This window comes from Azospirillum sp., from assembly GCF_035627195.1.
Classification (GTDB): Bacteria; Pseudomonadota; Alphaproteobacteria; order Azospirillales; family Azospirillaceae; genus Azospirillum.
Genome location: NZ_DASPMG010000158.1, coordinates 1 through 17,074, shown reverse-complemented (window position 1 = coordinate 17,074; position 17,074 = coordinate 1). Strand labels below are relative to the sequence as shown.

General features: G+C 70.3%; 20 protein-coding genes. 12 read left to right on the top strand and 8 right to left on the bottom strand.

The annotated features are described in order from the left end of the window. Positions 1–146: 146 nt before the first annotated feature. Together VED21_RS14720 and VED21_RS14715 are read right to left on the bottom strand one after the other, a co-directional pair. Entirely contained in the window at positions 147–890 is a 744-nt protein-coding gene (locus VED21_RS14720; RefSeq protein WP_414638208.1) for a sulfite exporter TauE/SafE family protein, read from the bottom strand. A gap of 85 nt (positions 891–975) precedes the next feature. Beyond that, positions 976–1,824 (bottom strand): c-type cytochrome, encoded by an 849-nt coding sequence (locus tag VED21_RS14715; RefSeq protein ID WP_324883211.1) that lies wholly within the window; start codon positions 1,822–1,824, stop codon positions 976–978. A 232-nt stretch (positions 1,825–2,056) separates the two neighbouring features. On the opposite strand from VED21_RS14715, the gene VED21_RS14710 reads away from it, so the two are divergent. Further along, complete coding sequence (locus VED21_RS14710; protein WP_324883210.1) at positions 2,057–2,602, top strand: hypothetical protein; 546 nt, start codon at positions 2,057–2,059, stop codon at positions 2,600–2,602. A 163-nt stretch (positions 2,603–2,765) separates the two neighbouring features. Continuing rightward, the gene (locus VED21_RS14705; RefSeq protein WP_324883208.1) at positions 2,766–3,539 is read left to right on the top strand and encodes an Hpt domain-containing protein; all 774 of its coding nucleotides are present in this window, start codon (positions 2,766–2,768) and stop codon (positions 3,537–3,539) included. Positions 3,540–3,591: 52 nt separating this feature from the next. On the opposite strand, the gene VED21_RS14700 is transcribed toward VED21_RS14705, so the two are convergent. After that, on the bottom strand, positions 3,592–4,329 hold the full coding sequence (locus tag VED21_RS14700) for an SDR family oxidoreductase (RefSeq protein ID WP_324883206.1): 738 nt from the start codon (positions 4,327–4,329) through the stop codon (positions 3,592–3,594). Positions 4,330–4,466: 137 nt separating this feature from the next. On the opposite strand from VED21_RS14700, the gene VED21_RS14695 reads away from it, so the two are divergent. Both VED21_RS14695 and VED21_RS14690 read left to right on the top strand, forming a co-directional pair. After that, positions 4,467–5,675: a ChaN family lipoprotein gene (locus VED21_RS14695; protein ID WP_324883204.1), complete on the top strand. Its 1,209-nt coding sequence runs from the start codon at positions 4,467–4,469 to the stop codon at positions 5,673–5,675. A gap of 116 nt (positions 5,676–5,791) precedes the next feature. Next, positions 5,792–6,403, top strand: a complete 612-nt coding sequence (locus VED21_RS14690; protein ID WP_324883202.1) for a hypothetical protein — start codon at positions 5,792–5,794, stop codon at positions 6,401–6,403. A gap of 36 nt (positions 6,404–6,439) precedes the next feature. On the opposite strand, the gene VED21_RS14685 is transcribed toward VED21_RS14690, so the two are convergent. Beyond that, positions 6,440–7,009: an NUDIX hydrolase gene (locus VED21_RS14685; RefSeq protein WP_324883200.1), complete on the bottom strand. Its 570-nt coding sequence runs from the start codon at positions 7,007–7,009 to the stop codon at positions 6,440–6,442. A 129-nt stretch (positions 7,010–7,138) separates the two neighbouring features. Here VED21_RS14685 and rmuC point away from each other — a divergent pair, with 129 nt between their 5' ends. The 8 genes from rmuC to VED21_RS14645 all read left to right on the top strand — a co-directional run bounded on the left by rmuC (position 7,139) and on the right by VED21_RS14645 (position 13,201). Continuing rightward, positions 7,139–8,548 (top strand): DNA recombination protein RmuC, encoded by a 1,410-nt coding sequence (rmuC, locus tag VED21_RS14680; protein ID WP_324883198.1) that lies wholly within the window; start codon positions 7,139–7,141, stop codon positions 8,546–8,548. A 41-nt stretch (positions 8,549–8,589) separates the two neighbouring features. Next, complete coding sequence (locus VED21_RS14675) at positions 8,590–8,847, top strand: type II toxin-antitoxin system RelE/ParE family toxin (RefSeq protein WP_324883196.1); 258 nt, start codon at positions 8,590–8,592, stop codon at positions 8,845–8,847. Next, the gene (locus VED21_RS14670; protein ID WP_324883194.1) at positions 8,844–9,200 is read left to right on the top strand and encodes a helix-turn-helix transcriptional regulator; all 357 of its coding nucleotides are present in this window, start codon (positions 8,844–8,846) and stop codon (positions 9,198–9,200) included. The genes VED21_RS14675 and VED21_RS14670 overlap by 4 nt, the downstream gene beginning before the upstream one ends. 84 nt (positions 9,201–9,284) lie before the next feature. Beyond that, positions 9,285–9,803: a peptide deformylase gene (def, locus tag VED21_RS14665; protein WP_324883192.1), complete on the top strand. Its 519-nt coding sequence runs from the start codon at positions 9,285–9,287 to the stop codon at positions 9,801–9,803. 45 nt (positions 9,804–9,848) lie between these two features. Further along, complete coding sequence (gene fmt, locus VED21_RS14660) at positions 9,849–10,817, top strand: methionyl-tRNA formyltransferase (protein ID WP_324883190.1); 969 nt, start codon at positions 9,849–9,851, stop codon at positions 10,815–10,817. Next, a complete protein-coding gene (gene truA, locus VED21_RS14655) occupies positions 10,799–11,536 on the top strand; it encodes a tRNA pseudouridine(38-40) synthase TruA (protein ID WP_324883188.1) in 738 nt (245 codons plus the stop codon). The genes fmt and truA overlap by 19 nt, the downstream gene beginning before the upstream one ends. A 129-nt stretch (positions 11,537–11,665) precedes the next feature. Further along, on the top strand, positions 11,666–11,791 hold the full coding sequence (locus VED21_RS14650) for a hypothetical protein (protein WP_324883186.1): 126 nt from the start codon (positions 11,666–11,668) through the stop codon (positions 11,789–11,791). Between the two features lie 81 nt (positions 11,792–11,872). Continuing rightward, the gene (locus VED21_RS14645) at positions 11,873–13,201 is read left to right on the top strand and encodes a branched-chain amino acid ABC transporter permease (RefSeq protein WP_324883184.1); all 1,329 of its coding nucleotides are present in this window, start codon (positions 11,873–11,875) and stop codon (positions 13,199–13,201) included. A 9-nt stretch (positions 13,202–13,210) separates the two neighbouring features. Here the strand turns inward: VED21_RS14645 and VED21_RS14640 are convergent, their stop codons facing one another. The 4 genes from VED21_RS14640 to leuC form a co-directional block, all read right to left on the bottom strand. Continuing rightward, on the bottom strand, positions 13,211–14,980 hold the full coding sequence (locus VED21_RS14640; RefSeq protein ID WP_324883182.1) for a sensor histidine kinase: 1,770 nt from the start codon (positions 14,978–14,980) through the stop codon (positions 13,211–13,213). Positions 14,981–15,114: 134 nt separating this feature from the next. Continuing rightward, positions 15,115–15,393: a type II toxin-antitoxin system RelE/ParE family toxin gene (locus VED21_RS14635; protein WP_324883180.1), complete on the bottom strand. Its 279-nt coding sequence runs from the start codon at positions 15,391–15,393 to the stop codon at positions 15,115–15,117. After that, positions 15,393–15,650: a hypothetical protein gene (locus tag VED21_RS14630; protein WP_324883178.1), complete on the bottom strand. Its 258-nt coding sequence runs from the start codon at positions 15,648–15,650 to the stop codon at positions 15,393–15,395. Before VED21_RS14630 ends, VED21_RS14635 begins: the two co-directional genes overlap by 1 nt. 119 nt (positions 15,651–15,769) lie before the next feature. Next, on the bottom strand, positions 15,770–17,074 hold a 1,305-nt coding region (leuC, locus tag VED21_RS14625), incomplete at its 5' end, for a 3-isopropylmalate dehydratase large subunit (protein ID WP_324883176.1).

Below are 17,074 nucleotides of genomic sequence, written 5' to 3'. Positions count from 1 at the left end.
GATCGACTGGGACACCCTGTGCGCCATCGCCGAGGATGAAGGCGAACGGCTGGCGGCGGATTGAGCGTTGAGTGTTGATGCGAGAGGCGCCGCCTCTCGCGCTCTCCGCCAAGGGCCGGTGGCCCTTGGATCCCATGAACGGGGCTTTACGCCGCCTTCCAGAAGAAGTACGCGGTCATCGCCAGGCCCACGGCGATGACGAACTTGCGCAGGACCGGCGGCGGGATGCGGCGGGCCAGCGCGGCGCCGGCGTAGCCGCCGGCGACGCAGGCGCCGGTCATGATGATGGCCTCGGTCCAGTAGACCGCCCCGCCGGCCACGAAGGCGACCACCGCCACCGCGTTCAGGCAGCCGGACAGCAGCACCTTGATGCCGTTCATGGCGTGCAGGTTGGTCAACCCGAACACGCCCAGAGTCGCCAGCATCAGGATGCCGATGCCGCCGCCGAAATAGCCCCCGTAGATGGCGATGACGAACTGCACGCTGAGCAGCGTCGGCAGCCCCATGCGGAAGCGCTTGCGCACCCAGGCGGAGATCGGCGGACCGAAGGCGAACAGCACCGTGGCGAACAGCAGCAGCCACGGCACCAGCGCGGCGAACACCGGCTGCGGCGTCCACAGCAGCAGCAGCGCCCCGATCAACCCGCCCACAAGGCTGATCCCCACCACGGCCGGCAGGTTGAAGTTGGACAGCGCGCGCAGTTCCTTGCGGTAGCCATAGGCGCTGGCCAGCGCGCCGGGCGCCACGGCGACCGTGCTGGTGGCGTTGGCGTTCACCGGCGGCACACCGGCCATCACCAGGGCCGGGAAGGTCAGGAAGCTGCCGCCGCCGGCCACGGCGTTCAGGGCGCCGGCCAGGAAGGCGGAAACAACCAGCAGAAGCACGGTCAGCATCGGAAATTCGCAGTGCAGCAAGGAAGGACGCGCGCGGACTATGCCGCGCGCGTCCCCTTGGTGGTACTGCTTTTTCCGATGCTCACTCCTGCGGCGGCAGGGTGCGCAGGTGGGCGACGATGGCGTCCAGGTCGTCGGCGGCGATGTTGCGGTACCAGTGGAACGCCATGGGCGGCGCCAGCCGTGTGCCGTCGGCGCGGATGCCTTCGGTGATGGCGCGCTTGATCTGCGCGTCCGTCCACTGGCCCAGGCCGGCCTTGTCGCTGGAGGTGATGTTGCGCGACACCGAGACGCCCCAGGGGCCGGGGAACGGCTGCCCGCCCGCCCCCGGCCGCGCCGTCTCCAGCCTTCCGTCTGGCAGGCGCGGCGTGTGGCAGTCCTGGCAATGGCCGAGCGCCCCGGTGAGGTAGGCGCCGTAGGCCAGCTTGTCCGTGCGCGGCACGTCCGGCACCGTGCCGATCGGCGGCCCCCAGGAGGCCGGCAGCGGCATGCGGTATTCCGACTTCGGCACGGCGTTCCTCACCGGCGGCACCGTGCGCATGTAGGCGACCAGCGCCTTCACGTCGTTGTCGGAGATGTGTCGGTAGAACTCGGTGGGCATCGGCGGGCCGATCAGCGAGCCGTCGGGGCGCCGGCCTTCGCGGATCGCCGTGATGATCTGCTCGTCCGTCCAGCGGCCGATGCCGGTTTCCGGGTCCGGCGTGATGTTGGAGGCGTAGGCGGTGAACGCGGCGTCCTTGAACGGTGTGCCGCCGGCCAGTTCCTGGCCGGGCACCGGGCCGGCCGGCGTCTGCGGCGTGTGGCAGTTGCCGCAGGCGACGACACTGTTCATCAAGTATCGGCCGCGCTCCAAAGGGGTTTCGGCGTTCGCCGCGGGCGCGGCCGAAAGCAGCGTCGCCGCCAGCGCGGCGCCGGTCATCCACGTCTTCATGGTCCAACTCTCCCTGAACCTGATGGGGCTTTTCGCCTCTGCAAAAGGACGCTAGCGAGGCACTTTCGCCCCCGCCACAGGGAAGTTGAGCATTTCACTAAGCCTTTCGGCAGAGACGTGACCGTTCTCGCGGTCGGGGCGCATGCCGCGTATGCCGCTTGACCGCTGGACTTGCGAGCCGTTCGCGCTTACCTTACGAAGCGGTGGATCATCTGTGCCCTTGGGGAATGCCATGTACCGCGACAACTCGCTGATGCCGAAAGAGGCCGTGCGGCTCGCCGTGCTGGGCACGCTGATCCAGGGCGGCTCCATGCGCTACGCCGACCTCGCGTCGTCGGTGCGGCACTTCCTGGACCGCATCATGGGCCCGTCGCTCGACCTGATGGGCACCTCGCTGGAGATGCTGCGCTACGAAGGGCTGATCGAGGCGCTGGACGGTACGGGCATGGAGGACAATGCGCTGCTCGGCCCCACCGAGGCCGGCCGGGCGGAGTTCGCGACGCTGGTCCAGGCCAACGTGCGCCTGCCGTCCACCGACGGCTTCAACAAGCTGGTCGTCGCGCTGAAGCTGCGCTTCCTGCACCTGCTGGACATCGAGTCGCAGCGCGACCAGATCGACCACCTCGTCATGCTGCACGAGACGGAGCTGGCGCGGCTGAGCGACCTGAAGCGCCACCACGCCGGCGACACCGGCCACTTCGCCGCGTGGCTCGACCACGACGTGGCGCAGGCCGAGGCGCGGCTGGCGTGGTTCAACGACCTGCTGGCCAAGGTCTGATCCCCACCCCCTGCCCTTCCTCCTGACGATTGCCGCCACCCTGCGGCGAACCGGCGCGGCCCGATCGCGCCGGTGACATGCGTGTGCGGCTGTTTCGTTCACAATTTCCGGTGTATTCTCCGCCGCACAACAATCGAAGCCACACCAGTTCGGAAACGCACCTATGGCCAAAGCGCTCAACGATGACCTCGAAGACCGTCTGCGCGTCGAATTCGTCGACGATGCCCGCGACCGCCTGCAGGTGATGGACGACGCCCTGGACGGCTTCGCTAAGGGGGCGCGCACCGACGCCGAGGTGATCGGGCTGCTGCGGCTGGAGGGGCACAATTTCAAGGGCATGGGGACGTCCTTCGGCTTCCCGGCGGTCAGCCTGATCGCGCACCGCCTGGAGGACTACCTGAGCGGCGTCACCCGGCTGGCCGAGCGCGAGATCGCCGACCTGCAGGTCTTCCTGGACCGCATCGCCGAACTGGTCGACCGCGCCGAGCAACCGGCCCTGGCCGAGACCAACCAGATCATCCGCGCACTGCCCGTGCGCTACAAGTTCGACGTCACCGACGTGGAGATCCGCAACGTCGAGATCATGCTGGTGACGCCCTCCAAGGTGGTGGCGAAGAAGGTGGGTGCCGAGTTGGCCGCCTGCGGCTTCCGCACGGTGACGGTGAACGACCCCATCGAATCGATCAGCCACGCCGTGCGCGTGCCGCCCGACATGCTGATCGCGTCGCTTGTGATGGACGGCCTGTCCGGCCTGGACCTGATCCGCGGCCTGCGCGCCATGAGCATCACCAAGCACGTGCCGATGGCGCTCCTGACCTCCATGAGCCTGGACAACCCGGCGCTGAAGGAGATCCCGCCGGGCGTGGCGGTGATCCGCGTCGGCGAGCACTTCGGCAACGACTTCGCCGCGACGGTGACGAAGTTCAATCTGGGGTGAGGGGCCGGGCGCCGTAGGTTGGGCCAAGCGCAGCGCGGCCCAACCCACGCAACTAAAACAGGTGCTGCCCGCCGGTGATGAAGATCTCCGTGCCGGTGACGTAGCCGAAGTCCGGGCTGCACAGCTGGTAGATCACCGAGGCGACCTCCTCCGGCGTGCCCATGCGGTTCATCGGGATGCGCGGCAGCAGCACCTCGTACTCGGGGCCGGTCATGGCGGTCTCGATCTCGCCCGGCGCCACGGCGTTGACGCGCACGCCGATCTCGGCGAACTCCACCGCCATCTCACGCGTCAGGCCGGACAGCGCCGCCTTCGACGTGGAATAGGCGGAGCCGGCGAAGGCGTGCACCTGATGGCCGGCGATGGAGGTGACGTTGACGATCGCCCCCTTGCCGCGCGACAGATGCGCGGCGAAGCCGCGGGCGAGCACCAGGGGTGCGAAGAAGTTCAGCTCGAACACCCGGTACCAGCCGGCGATGTCGCCGTTCAGGCAGCCCAGCCGTTCCTTGATAGGCGTCTTGGGCGACACGCCGGCGTTGTTGACCAGCGCGTGCAGCGGGTCGTTGCCCAGCACGGCCTTCGCCTCCTCGACGAAGCGGGCGCGGCTGGCCGGGTCCGACAGGTCGGCGGTGATGTGGTGCGTCCAGTTGGGGTCGCGGCGGCAGTGCGCCGGCACCTCCTCGCGCGAGCAGGAGATGACGCGCCACCCCTCGGCGCTGAAGCGCCCGACGGTGGTGTGGCCGATGCCCCGGCTGGCGCCGGTGAGGATGACGGTCTTGCGGTGCGGCATTCCGCCATGCTAGCGCGGACGCCGCCCGGAAGGAAGCGGGCACCGGAAACGTCACGCCGGCTGCAGCACGGCAGTTGATCCGGCGGCGGCGCTGACCAACCTTCTGGGAACGCGTTTCGACCCTCCGGAGAATCCCCTTGGCGCCGCACCGACTGCTCCTCGCCCTGCTGCTGACCGGCTGCATGGCCGCCGAAGCCACCCCCGGCGCCGCCCGCAACCCGGATGCCGCCCCGGCCGCCGCCGGTGCCGCCGCGACCGGTGCCTCCTGCGTGAAGCCGGGATCCTGGGCCGACGGCGGCGGCCGGCCGCTGGCCGGCGGCGACGTGCTGAAGCGCGCGGCCGCCGCCCCCGCCGTGCTGCTGGGCGAACGGCACGACGACGCCGAGCAGCACCGCTGGCAGTACCAGACGCTGGCCGCCATCCACGCGCTGAACCCCAACCTCGCCGTCGGGATGGAGATGTTCCCGCGCGCCAAGCAGCCGGTGCTCGACCGCTGGGTGGCGGGCGAGCTGACGGAGGCCGAGTTCCTGCGCCAGTCCGACTGGTCCGCCGTGTGGGGCTACGACGCGGCGTTCTACTTGCCGGTGATGCACTTCGCGCGCATGAACCGGCTGCCGCTGGTGGCGTTGAACGTCAACCAGTCGCTGGTCGCCCGCACCGGCAAGGAAGGCTGGGCCGCCATCCCGGAGGCCGAACGCGAGGGCGTGGGCAGCCCCGCCGCGCCGTCCGGCGCCTACCTCGACCACCTCGCGGACGTGCTGGCGGCGCACGGGCGCAACGGCAGCAGCGCCAAGCCCGACCGCGACGCGCCGGAGTTCCGCCGATTCGTCGAGGCGCAGTCGGTGTGGGACCGCGCCATGGCCGAGCGCATCGCCGCCACCCACCGCGCCACCGGCCGCACCGTCGTGGCGCTGATGGGCGCCGGCCACGTCCAGGAACGATTCGGCGTGCCCAACCAGCTGGCCGACCTGGGCATCCGGGACGCCATGGTGCTGCTGCCCTGGGACGGCGGGCGCGACTGCGCCACGCTGAACGGCACCGTGGCCGACGCGGTCTTCGGCCTGGACGGCCGCGAGGCGCCGGCGGCGCCCAAGCCGCGCCTGGGCGTGTTGCTGGAGCCCACCGGCGACGGCGTGCGCATCGGCAAGGTGCAGGACGGCAGCGTCGCCGCCAAGGCGGGCTTCGCCACCGGCGACGTCGTGGTCGCCGCCGCCGGCACCCCCGTGCACACGCCGGGCGACCTGACCGGCATCGTGCAGCGCCAGGCGCCCGGCACGTGGCTGCCGGTCACGGTGAAGCGCGGCGGCAAGGAGCGTGAACTGGTGGCCAAGTTCCCGGCCCGGTAAAGCGGTTCCGGGCGGCGGATCAGCGCGAACCGGCGGATTTGCCGCGAATTCGCTTTACGCGTGTATGCGTGCCTCCATACTGTCCGATGCAGGTCCTGTCCTGCCCGGAGCCACCCATGAGGCTTGCGCTGCGTCTTCTGCTGGCCGCCGTCGTCGCGGCCACGTTCCTGCTGGCGTCGGCGGCGCCGATGATGGCCGTGGCCCAGGAACGGCCGGCCAACGGCCAGATCGCCGCGCCGGGCGCCAAGCCGGTTTCGCCGCTGCTCGACTTCGCGTCGGACATCGACGACTGCCCGGTGCCGGGCAAGGAGGAACTCGCCACCATCAACCTGGCCGAGCGGCGGACCATGGCGAACCCCTTCCAGGCCGACCAGGACCGCTGGATCACCACCTACCTGATCTGGCACTACTTCGGGCTGGTGTTCACCATCGCGTCGGTCGTGCTGGGCGCCATCGCCGCGTCCAGCCTCGTCACCGACGGGGCGAAGTTCAAGGTGAAGTCGTTCACGGCGCTGCTGGCCACCATCGTCAGCGCCACCCTGGGCGTGCTGAACCCCGACGAGATCGCCAACCGGCATCTGAGCGGCTGGATCTACATGGATTCGGCGATCACCCTGTTCAAAACCGACAAGCGGGTGACCGACTGCCACGTCGGCCGCGCCTACGCCCGCGCGGCGTCGATCGTGAACAAGAACGTCATCGGCGCGGCGCTGGGCGCGGACCGCTAGGCTTTACCGCCCCACTGCCCTACAAGCCCCACCGCCCTAAAGCATCGTCCCCCAGCGCGCGGCGACGTCCGGCGCAGGGTTGACGGCGGGGGCGAAGTCGTCGCGGCCCAGGCGCTCCCGGTGCTCGCGCAGGGCCCAATGAACGGTCGGGAAGGCGAGGTCGTCCCACGGGATCTCCTCCCAGCGGAAGAGGCCCACCTCCAGGCTCTCCGGCCCCGGCTCCACGTCCGGCGACAGCAGGCGGGCGCGGAAGATCATCTGCACCTGGCTGATGCGCGGGATGTCGTAGACGGCCAGCAGCGCGCCGATCTCAATGCGGGCGCGCGCCTCCTCCCACGCCTCGCGGGCGGCACCCTGCGCCACCGTCTCGTGCTCCTCCATGAAGCCGGCGGGCAGCGTCCAGTAGCCCTTGCGCGGCGGGATGGCGCGCCGGCACAGCAGGATGCGGTCCTCCCACGTGGTGACCGAGCCGACGACGATCAGCGGGTTCTGGTAGGCGACGTAGCCGCAGTCCGGGCAGGTCAGCCGCTCGCGGTCGTCGCCGGGGGGAATGGCGCGGACGCGGGGGCCGCCCTGCGGCCCGGCGGGGGAGGAGTCGTCGGACATGCCCTCCCATATGGCGCATCCCGGCGAAACGGGCAAGCCGGCCCTTCGGCAGCGTCTTTGTTCATTGCCTGTTCTCATTCCTCGGCCGATCGTCTAGGCTTCCCCGCTGACGTGTGGTGAGGATTCTTCATGGGCATGCAGTTCGCCTTCGACGCCGTGTCGCTGCTCATCGGCGCGCTGGCCGGCATGGCGGCGATGTGGGCGCTGCTGCGCGCCTCGGCCGCGCGCGACGCCGCCGAGCACGCGGAGCTGGCGACCCGCCTGGACCTGGGCGAGCGCATCGAGGAGGAACTGCGCGACGGCATCGCCCAGCGCGACCGCCAGATCGCCAAGCTGCAGGTCGAGCTGGCCGCCGTGCGCGAGCGGCAGGCCGAGCTGACCACCACGCTGAGCAAGGAGCGCATGGCCAGCCGCGAGAAGCTGGACCTGCTGGAAAAGGCGCAGGCGCAGCTGTCCGACGCGTTCAAGGCGCTGTCGGCCGAGGCGCTGCGCCACAACAACCAGAGCTTCCTCGATCTGGCGAAGGAGACGCTGTCCTCCTTCCAGGAGCAGGCCAAGGGCGACCTGGAGCGCCGGCAGGCCGCCATCGGCGAGGTGGTCGCCCCCGTGCGCGCCTCGCTGGAGCGGATGGACGCGCAGATCCAGGCCATGGAGCAGGCCCGCGCCGGCGCCTACGAGGGGCTGAAGCAGCAGGTGCTGTCGCTGCTGGACACGCAGAACCAGCTGCGCGCGGAGACCGGCAACCTCGTGCGCGCCCTGCGCACGCCCAACGCGCGCGGCCGCTGGGGTGAGATCCAGCTGCGGCGCGTGGTGGAGATGGCCGGCATGCTCGACCACTGCGATTTCTACGAACAGGCGAGCGTGGACGCCGAGGGGGGCAAGCTGCGCCCCGACCTGATCGTCCGCCTGCCCGGCGGCAAGACCATCGTGGTCGACGCCAAGACGCCGCTGGAGGCCTATCTGGACGGCATCCAGGGGGCGGACGACGGGGCACGGCGCGACCACCTGACCCGCCACGCCCGCCACGTGCGCGAGCACATGAAGCAGCTGGGCGCCAAAGCCTACTGGGACCAGTTCGACGACACGCCGGAGTTCGTGGTGCTGTTCCTACCCGGCGAGAACTTCTTCTCGGCGGCGCTGGAGCACGACCCGGCGCTGATCGAGGCGGGCATCGACCACCGCGTGATCCTGTCCACGCCGACCACGCTGATCGCCCTCCTGCGCGCCGTCGCCTACGGCTGGCGGCAGGAGCGGCTGGCCGACAACGCGCGCGAGATCAGCGTGCTGGGGGCCGAACTGTACAAGCGCCTGGGCGACCTCGCCGGCCACATGGAAGCGCTGGGCGGCCAGCTGGGCAAGGCGGTGGGCTGCTACAACAAGGCGGTGGGCAGCCTGGAAAGCCGCGTCCTGGTCAGCGCGCGCCGCTTCCGCGACCTGCAGGTGGCACCGGAGGACACGGACCTGCCGCTGCTGGAACCGCTGGATCAGGCACCCCGGCAGCTGCAGGCGGTGGAGATGAAGGTCAGGGGGGTGGTGTAGCGTGCCTTGACGGCTTGTTAGCTCATAGCTAACATTGCCGGGTGTACACGATCCACTACAGCCGGGAATCGGCCCGAACGCTTCGGCGCATGCCACGCAACACGGCCGCGCTGATCCGCACCAAGGTCGAAGCCCTTGCCCTCGATCCCCAGGCGCCCAACAACAATGTAAAGGCACTGGTAGGACGGCCGGGCTACCGGCTTCGGGTCGGCGACTGGCGGGTGATCTACGACCTGGACGATGGGTTGCGCATCCTCGCCGTCGAACGGATCGCGCCGAGAGGAGGCGTCTACGAATGAAGCTGGAACGGATCGAGCGCGGCGGCGAACGCTATGTGCTTGTGCCTGAGAACGAGTTCGCCAGACTCCAGGAGGCGCTGGAGGATCTGGACGACATCCGCGCCTATGACCGCGCGAAGGCCAAGCCCCAGGAGTTCATTCCCGCCGCTTATGCAAACCGCATCATCGACGGAGAAAGCCCCATCCGCGTCTATCGGGAATACCGCGGCCTGACGCAGGAGCAGCTTGCCGGCAAGGCGGGCATCACCAAGCCCTACCTGTCGCAGCTGGAAACCGGCGCGCGGAACCCGTCCATCGACACGGCGAAGGCTCTGGCCGAGGCATTGAACGTGGATGTGGACGATCTGGTTTGAAGGCTGCCTGCCTTCCTTGACCTCCCGGCCCGGCCTCCATATTTTGGAATTTTGTAACGCGTCCCCGTACCAAAGTCAGAGCCCATGGCCATCCTGCCGATCCTCGTCGCCCCCCACCCCGTCCTGAAGCAGAAGGCCAAGCCGGTCGAGAAGGTCGACGCGCGCGTCGCCCAGCTGATGGACGACATGCTGGAGACCATGTACGACGCCCAGGGCATCGGCCTCGCCGCCCCGCAGATCGGCGTGCTGGAGCGCGTCATCGTCGTCGACGTGCACGAGAAGGGCGAGGAGCGCCGCCCCATGAAGCTCGCCAACCCGGAGATCGTCTGGGCGTCGGACGAGCTGGTGCCGTGCGAGGAGGGTTGCCTGTCGGTGCCCGACCAGTACGCCGACGTGACCCGGCCCAAGGCCGTGCGCGTGCGCTACATCGACCAGCAGAACGAGATCCGCGAGCTGGAGGCCGACGGCATGCTGGCCGTCTGCATACAGCACGAGATCGACCACCTGAACGGCGTGCTGTTCGTCGACCACCTGTCGATGCTGAAGCGCAACATGCTGCTGCGCAAGCTGCAGAAGCAGCAGCGCAGCAAGGCCTCGGCCTGACCCCTTCCCGGTCCCCATCCAGGTCCCCTTCCAAGTAAGGATACGATGACCCCGCTCCGCCTCGTGTTCATGGGCACGCCGGACTTCGCGGCGCCCAGCCTGAAAGCGCTGCTCGACGCCGGGCACGAGGTGGTGTGCGCCTACAGCCAGCCGCCCCGCCCCTCCGGGCGCGGGCAGCAGGTGCAGAAGTCGCCCGTCCACCGCTTCGCCGAGGAGCACGGCATCCTCGTGCGCACGCCCAAGTCGCTGCGCACCGCCGAGGCGCAGGCGGAGTTCGCGGCGCTGAACGCCGACGCCGCGGTGGTGGCCGCCTACGGCCTGATCCTGCCGCAGCCGGTGCTGGACGCGCCGCGCCTGGGCTGCCTGAACGTGCACGGCTCGCTGCTGCCGCGCTGGCGCGGGGCGGCGCCGATCCAGCGGGCCCTGCTGGCGGGAGACGCCGAGACCGGCATCACCATCATGCAAATGGACGCCGGGCTGGACACCGGCGGCATGCTGCTGAAGGGGGCCGTGCCCATCGGGCCGGAGACCACCGCGTCGACCCTGCACGACGCCCTCGCCGCCCTGGGTGCGGGGCTGATCGTCGAGGCGCTGGCCGGGTTGAGCGAAGGCCGCCTGACCGCCGAGCCGCAACCGGAAGACGGCGTCACCTACGCCGCCAAGCTGACGCGCGAGGACGGCCGGCTGGACTGGACGTGCGACGCCGCCTACGTGGAGCGGCAGGTGCGGTCCCTCACCCCCTGGCCCGGCTGCTGGTTCGACGCGCCGACGGCGACGGGAACCGAGCGCATCAAGGTGCTGAAGGCGGAACCGCCGGTGCCCAGCGGTCCGAACGCGGCCCCCGGCACGGTGCTGGACGACCATCTCACCATCGCCTGTGCCGACGGGGCCGTGCGGCTGGCGCTGGTGCAGCGGCCGGGCAAGGCGCCGGTCGATGGCGCGGCCTTCCTGCGCGGCTTCCACCTGCCGCCGGGTACCCTGCTGGACAGCACGGCATGCAACGCTGGAAGCTGACGGTCGAGTACGACGGCCGCCCCTTCGTCGGCTGGCAGCGGCAGGACAACGGCCCGTCGGTGCAGCAGGCGCTGGAGGAAGCCATCCAGAAGATGAGCGGCGAGAGCGTGCGCGTGCACGGCTCCGGCCGCACGGATGCCGGCGTCCACGCGCTGGGTCAGGTCGCGCACTTCGACCTGGAGAAGCCCTTTGCCGCGCTGAAGATCCGCGACGCGCTGAACTACCACCTGCGCCCCTGGCCGGTGGCGGTGCTGGAGGTGGAGGCGGCGGACGCGGAGTTCCACGCGCGGCTCACCTCCATCGGCCGGTCGTACCTGTACCGCATCCTCAACCGCCGCGCCCCGCCGGCGCTGGACGCCGGGCGGGTGTGGCACGTGCAGCGCGCCCTGGACGCCGAGGCGATGCATGCGGCGGCCCAGGTTCTGGTCGGCCGGCACGACTTCACCACCTTCCGCGCCTCGCTCTGCCAAGCGAAGTCGCCGCTGAAGAGCCTGGACCGGCTGGACGTCGAACGGGTGGGCGACGAGGTGCGCGTGCACGCCGCCGCGCGCTCCTTCCTGCACCACCAGGTGCGCAACATGGTGGGCACGCTGGAGCTGGTGGGCACCGGCAAATGGACGGCCGACGACGTGCGCCGCGCGCTGGAGGCCCGCGACCGGTCCAAGGGCGGGCCGACGGCACCGCCGGACGGGCTGTATTTCATAGCCGCACGTTACTGAACCGCATAGCCGGCTCTGCTCCGCTCTCTTCCTTTGGCACGTGCGCCGTCCGGGCAATTGCTGCGCCGGGGCGGCGTGCCCATACCTGTCTCCAGCATCGCAGTTCGGGGCAGTTCGGAGAAACGGGCCATGATCCACCACCTGACCAACCTGGGAGTCCTCGCGGCCATCCGGGTTCTGTTCCCGGTGATCTGGGCCGTGACCACACGCACCGACCCCACGGAACCCTCCGAGCCGTCGACGACCGTTCACTGACGCGCCTGCCCTTCGACCGGGTGGCGGACCCGGGGCGGCGCTGCTAGGCTTCCGGCAGTCCAATTCCGCAGTCCGCCCTCCGTGCCGGTCCTCTCATCCCTGCGCATCCTAGTCCTGCTCGCCCTGGCGCTGCCGGGGCTGTCGGCGTGCGGCGTCGACGCGGAGCAGGCGGCGCTGTGCCGCAAGCTGATCCCCGCCTTCGAACCGCACGCCGAACGCGTGCGCGTGCTGGCCGAGGCCACGGACCCGCAGGAGCCGCGCGCCGTCACCATCCGCTACCACGCCGGGGAGGCGGAGCACTGGATCCGCTGCCGCTTCGCCGGGCGCGGCTTCGATGCCGACCGCCACGCGGTGGAGGAGGTCGCCACCGATACCATGGGCGCGCTGACGCCCATGCAGCTGACGATGCTGCGCGTCTGGGCCGGGCTGCCGCCGCCGCGCGACGCCGCCCCGTCCCCTTCCTCCCGGCCTGTCGAGCCATCGCCCTGGACGCCGCTGCTGTTCGCGCTGCAGCAGGCGGTCAACGCGATCACGGTGGGCTGCGTCTACGGGCTGCTGGCCATCGGCTACACGCTGGTCTACGGCATCCTCGGCCAGATCAATCTGGCGATGGGCGAGCTGACCATGCTGGGCGCCATGATGACGGCGATGGCCTCGGCCGGGCTGGCGATGGGCGGCATGCAGGGAACGGCACCGGCGCTGCTGGCCGTGCTGGCCACCGTCATGCTGTTCACCGCCGTGCAGGGCTGGGCCATGGACCGGCTGGTGTTCCGCCGCTTCCGCGCCTTGCGCACGCACACGCCGCTGATCGCCGCCGTCGGCCTGACGGTGCTGTACCAGGAGGGCACGCGCCTGCTGCACGGGGCGCGCGACTGGTGGCCGGCCCCGGTCTTCTCCACCCGGCACGAGCTGGTGTCGGCCGGCGGCTTCACGGTGACGGCGCTGACCTCTCAAGCGCTGATCGTGGGGCTGACGGGGGCGCTGTACGCGCTGTTGTGGTGGATCATGCACCGCACGGCGCTGGGCCGCGCGCACCGCGCCTGCGCCGACGACGTGGGGGCGGCGGCGCTGCTGGGGGTGGACGTCAACCGCACGGTGGCGCTGACCTTCGCCATCGGCGGGGCGTATGCGGCGGCGGCCGGCTATGTGATCGCGCTGTACTACGGGGGCGTCAATTTCTTCACCGGCTATCTGGTCGGCTTCAAGGCGTTGGCGGCGGCGGTGGTGGGCGGCATCGGCTCGGTCCCCGGCGCCATGCTGGGCGGCGCCCTGCTGGGCCTGTTCGAGACCTTCTGGTCCGGCTATTTCGCCATCGCCTACAAGGACGTGGTGGCCTTCGGCCTGCTGGCCGCCTTCCTGATCTTCCGCCCCAACGGCCTGATGGGGCGGGAGCGGTCACGCGGGGATTGAGCGCCTCCCTCAATCCGCCGCGACCGCCTGCGGCGCCAGGACGCGTTCGGGCGGGAAGCGCAGCGACACGGTGGTGCCTTTCTGCGGCGCGCTGGCGATGTCCATGCAGGCGCCGTGCAGATCGGCCAGCGCCTTGACCAGCGGCAGGCCGATGCCGGTGCCCTCGTGCGTGCGGGCCAAGCCGTTGTCGAGCTGGCCGAACATGGTCAGCGCCCGCGGGATCTCGTCCGGCGCCATGCCGATGCCGTTGTCGCGCACCGCCAGCACCAGCCCGCCGTCGGCCGTGCGTTCCGCGATCACCCGCACCTCGGCGGGATCGGGGGTGAACTTGATGGCGTTGGACAGCAGGTTGATCAGCATCTGCTTCAGGCGCAGCTCGTCGCCCCACAGCACCGGCAGGTCCGGCGGCAGGTCGGCCTCCAGCACCATGGTGCGGCCCATGGCGCGGCCGCGGGCGATGTCCAGGCAGGCCTCCACCAGCGTCTCCACGTGCACCTCCTGCTCGGCCAGGTCCAGCTTCTCGGCGCTGATCTTGGAGAGGTCGAGGATGTCGTTGATGATGCGCAGCAGGTGGGCGCCCGACTGGCTGATGGTCTCCAGGTACTGGCGCTGCTTGTCGGTGAGCGGGCCGGGGTAGCCGCTGACCAGCAGTTCGGAAAAGCCGATGATGGCGTTGAGCGGCGTGCGCAGCTCGTGGCTGACGTTGGCCAGGAAGTGCGACTTGGCGCGGCTCTGCCGCTCCGCCTCGTCCTTGGCGGCGCTCAGCTCGGCGGTGCGGGCCTCGACGCGCTGCTCCAGCCGCTCGTTGGCGTCGGCCAGCGCGCCCATGGCCTCGTCCTCGCGCCGCACGCTGGCCAGCGTCAGCCAGGCGAAGCCGCCGATCGACGACAGCATGGCCAGCGCAAGCGCCGCCGTCCACGACACGCGCTCGCGCCATTCGGCGAGCGCGTCCGTACGGTCGACGGCGGCGGTGACCACCAGCGGCAGCCCCTCGACCCGGCGGTAGGCGACGAGACGCTCCACCCCGTCGGCGGCCGAACGCTCGGCAAAGATGCCCGCCGGGGCGGCCGGCAGGTGCTCGCGGAACAGCGGCGTGCCGGCCATGGTGCGGCCGATGTCGGCCGCCGTCATGCGGTTGCGCACCAGGATGGCGCCGTCGTCGCGGTAGATGGCGATCTCGCCCTTCGCCTCCATCCGGCCGAGGTTGAGCCGTTCGTAGAAGCTGCGGAAATAGTCGGTGCTGATCGACGCCAGCACGACGCCGCCGAAGGAGCCGTCCGGCGCCGTGATGCGGCGGGAGAGGATGAAGACCACCTTCTTGGTGACCCGCCCCAGGACGGCCGGGGTGATGTAGGTGGCCACCCCCTCGTCGCGGTGGGCGATGAAGTAGTCGCGGTCGGTGACGGAGCCCGGCTGCCCGCCCGGCGTCAGCGAGGTCAGCACGAACCGCCCCTCGCGGTCGGCGATGAAGATGGTGCCGACGGCCGGCAGATGGTCGGCCATCGCCTTGATGCCGCCCCAGGTCCGTTCCGAGCGGACCACCTCGTCGAACCCGTGCTCGTCGATCTGCCCGCCGACGTGCATGAGGATGAGATTGGTTGCCTCGAAGGTGCGCCGGGCGTGCTCCTCCAGGAGCGCGGCGAGGTCCTGCGCGATGCGCTCGTTGTCCTGGATGGAGTTCCGGTAGTCCGCCCAGGTCATGGACACCCACAGCGCGCCGCCCAGCAGCGAGACGACGACCGCAAAGGCAACGACCAAGGAACGAAGACGCAGAATCATGCTTTCCCCATCGAGTCCGGCCGCTGCAGAAGGCCGGCTCCGAGCGAGGCATACTCGCTTCAGGAGGGGGGTGGGTGCAACAAAGATAAAATGTTTGGTAATCCAGCGGGTGGCCAGCGGACGGGGAGCGGCGGCTACCGGCGGGCGACGTGGCGGACCGATTCGATGGAGACGTACGGGCCGTCGTCGGCGTGGCGGATGCGGTAGAGGATGCAGTAGTCGTAGTGCGCCACGGGGATGCGGCGGTACCCGCCGCCACGGTTGCGGTGCCGCCAGGGGTGCTGGGCCAGGGAGAGGGCCGTGTCATGCATCGCCCGGAAAACCGCCTGGGCCGCGTAGTGATTCTCGTTCGCAATGTAGATGAAGATCCGATTGGCGTCCCGCATGGCTCGCGGCGACCAACGGACATCCATCAACGCCGCCGTAACATCGCTTCAACGGCTTCGAAGTCAGCCGGGGTCACCGTCCCGGCCGTGATCTTCTCGGCCAGCGGCCCGAAGATGGCTGCGAAATCCTCATTGGAATAGGTCCGCCCCGCTGCGATGTCCTCTTCCGAGGCGCGGATGGACTCCAGCTCTTCCGGGGTCAGGTCGGCCTCGGACAGCTCTTCGCCGGGGAAGAAGCCATCGGCCTCATAGGGGGCCGGGCGGGGCTGCGGTCGGATCGGCATGGCGGTTCCTTGGCGGCATTCCTTGGCGGCGGTCCATTCAATATGGCACGCCGCCGGGCCGATTGCCACGCCCGCGCCGGACGGGTACCGGGAGGGCCGAAGCCCTCCCGGCGCAACGCTCACTGAAGCTCGCGGACGTCGGCGAGCTTGCCCTTGATGGCGGCGGCGGCGGCCATCGCCGGGCTGACGAGGTGGGTGCGGCCGCCGCGGCCCTGACGGCCCTCGAAGTTGCGGTTCGAGGTGGAGGCGCAGCGCTCGCCCGGCGCCAGACGGTCGGCGTTCATCGCCAGGCACATGGAACAGCCGGGCTCGCGCCACTCGAAGCCGGCCTCGGTGAAGACCTTGTCCAGGCCCTCCTCCTCCGCCTGCTCCTTGACGAGGCCGGAGCCGGGGACGACCAGCGCGCGCACGCCGGCGGCCACCTTGCGGCCCTTGGCGATCTCGGCGGCGGCCCGCAGGTCCTCGATGCGGCCGTTGGTGCAGGAGCCGATGAAGACGGTGTCGATCGCCACGTCGGTCAGCGGCTGGCCCGGCGTCAGGCCCATGTACTCCAGCGAGCGCTCGACGGCGGCGCGCTTGCCGGCGTCGACGACGTCGGCCGGGTTCGGCACGGCCGCGGTGATCGGCAGCACGTCTTCCGGCGAGGTGCCCCAGGTGACCTGCGGCACGATGTCGGCGGCGTTCAGCACGATGGTGGTGTCGTAGACCGCACCCTCGTCCGAAGGCAGCGTCTTCCAGTAGGCCAGCGCCTGCTCCCACGCGCCGGCCTTCGGCGCCAGCGGGCGGCCCATGATGTATTCGAAGGTCTTCTCGTCCGGCGCGATCAGGCCGGCGCGGGCACCGCCCTCGATGGCCATGTTGCACACCGTCATGCGGCCTTCCATGGACAGGCCGCGGATCGCCTCGCCGGCGAACTCGATGACGTGGCCGGTGCCGCCGGCGGTGCCGATCTTGCCGATGATGGCCAGCACGATGTCCTTGGCGGTCACGCCGGCCGGCAGGGCGCCGTCGACGCGGACCAGCATGTTCTTGGCCGGCTTCTGCAGCAGCGTCTGGGTGGCCAGCACGTGCTCGACCTCGGACGTGCCGATGCCGAAGGCCAGCGCGCCGAAGGCGCCGTGCGTGGCGGTGTGGCTGTCGCCGCAGACGATGGTGGCGCCGGGCAGCGTGAAGCCCTGCTCGGGTCCCACGATGTGGACGATGCCCTGGCGGATGTCGTCCATCGGGAAGTAGCGGATGCCGAAGTCGCGCGCGTTGGTGTCGAGCGTCTCGACCTGGATGCGGCTTTCCTCCTCGACGATGCCCTTGGAGCGGTCGGTGGTCGGGACGTTGTGGTCGGGCACGGCCAGCGTCTGCTCAGGGCGGCGCACCTTGCGGCCGGCCGTACGCAGCCCCTCGAACGCCTGCGGGCTGGTCACCTCGTG

Excerpts from the sequence above, each read along its gene's own strand:
- VED21_RS14670 (WP_324883194.1), top strand. The coding sequence starts at position 8,844 with ATGAAGCTGGAACGGATCGAGCGCGGCGGCGAACGCTATGTGCTTGTG.
- VED21_RS14710 (WP_324883210.1), top strand. The coding sequence starts at position 2,057 with ATGTACCGCGACAACTCGCTGATGCCGAAAGAGGCCGTGCGGCTCGCC.
- rmuC (WP_324883198.1), top strand. The coding sequence starts at position 7,139 with ATGGGCATGCAGTTCGCCTTCGACGCCGTGTCGCTGCTCATCGGCGCG.
- fmt (WP_324883190.1), top strand. The coding sequence starts at position 9,849 with ATGACCCCGCTCCGCCTCGTGTTCATGGGCACGCCGGACTTCGCGGCG.
- truA (WP_324883188.1), top strand. The coding sequence starts at position 10,799 with ATGCAACGCTGGAAGCTGACGGTCGAGTACGACGGCCGCCCCTTCGTC.
- VED21_RS14685 (WP_324883200.1), bottom strand. The coding sequence starts at position 7,009 with ATGTCCGACGACTCCTCCCCCGCCGGGCCGCAGGGCGGCCCCCGCGTC.
- VED21_RS14630 (WP_324883178.1), bottom strand. The coding sequence starts at position 15,650 with ATGCCGATCCGACCGCAGCCCCGCCCGGCCCCCTATGAGGCCGATGGC.
- VED21_RS14715 (WP_324883211.1), bottom strand. The coding sequence starts at position 1,824 with ATGAAGACGTGGATGACCGGCGCCGCGCTGGCGGCGACGCTGCTTTCG.
- VED21_RS14650 (WP_324883186.1), top strand. The coding sequence starts at position 11,666 with ATGATCCACCACCTGACCAACCTGGGAGTCCTCGCGGCCATCCGGGTT.
- VED21_RS14640 (WP_324883182.1), bottom strand. The coding sequence starts at position 14,980 with ATGATTCTGCGTCTTCGTTCCTTGGTCGTTGCCTTTGCGGTCGTCGTC.
- VED21_RS14635 (WP_324883180.1), bottom strand. The coding sequence starts at position 15,393 with ATGGATGTCCGTTGGTCGCCGCGAGCCATGCGGGACGCCAATCGGATC.
- VED21_RS14700 (WP_324883206.1), bottom strand. The coding sequence starts at position 4,329 with ATGCCGCACCGCAAGACCGTCATCCTCACCGGCGCCAGCCGGGGCATC.
- VED21_RS14690 (WP_324883202.1), top strand. The coding sequence starts at position 5,792 with ATGAGGCTTGCGCTGCGTCTTCTGCTGGCCGCCGTCGTCGCGGCCACG.
- def (WP_324883192.1), top strand. The coding sequence starts at position 9,285 with ATGGCCATCCTGCCGATCCTCGTCGCCCCCCACCCCGTCCTGAAGCAG.
- VED21_RS14705 (WP_324883208.1), top strand. The coding sequence starts at position 2,766 with ATGGCCAAAGCGCTCAACGATGACCTCGAAGACCGTCTGCGCGTCGAA.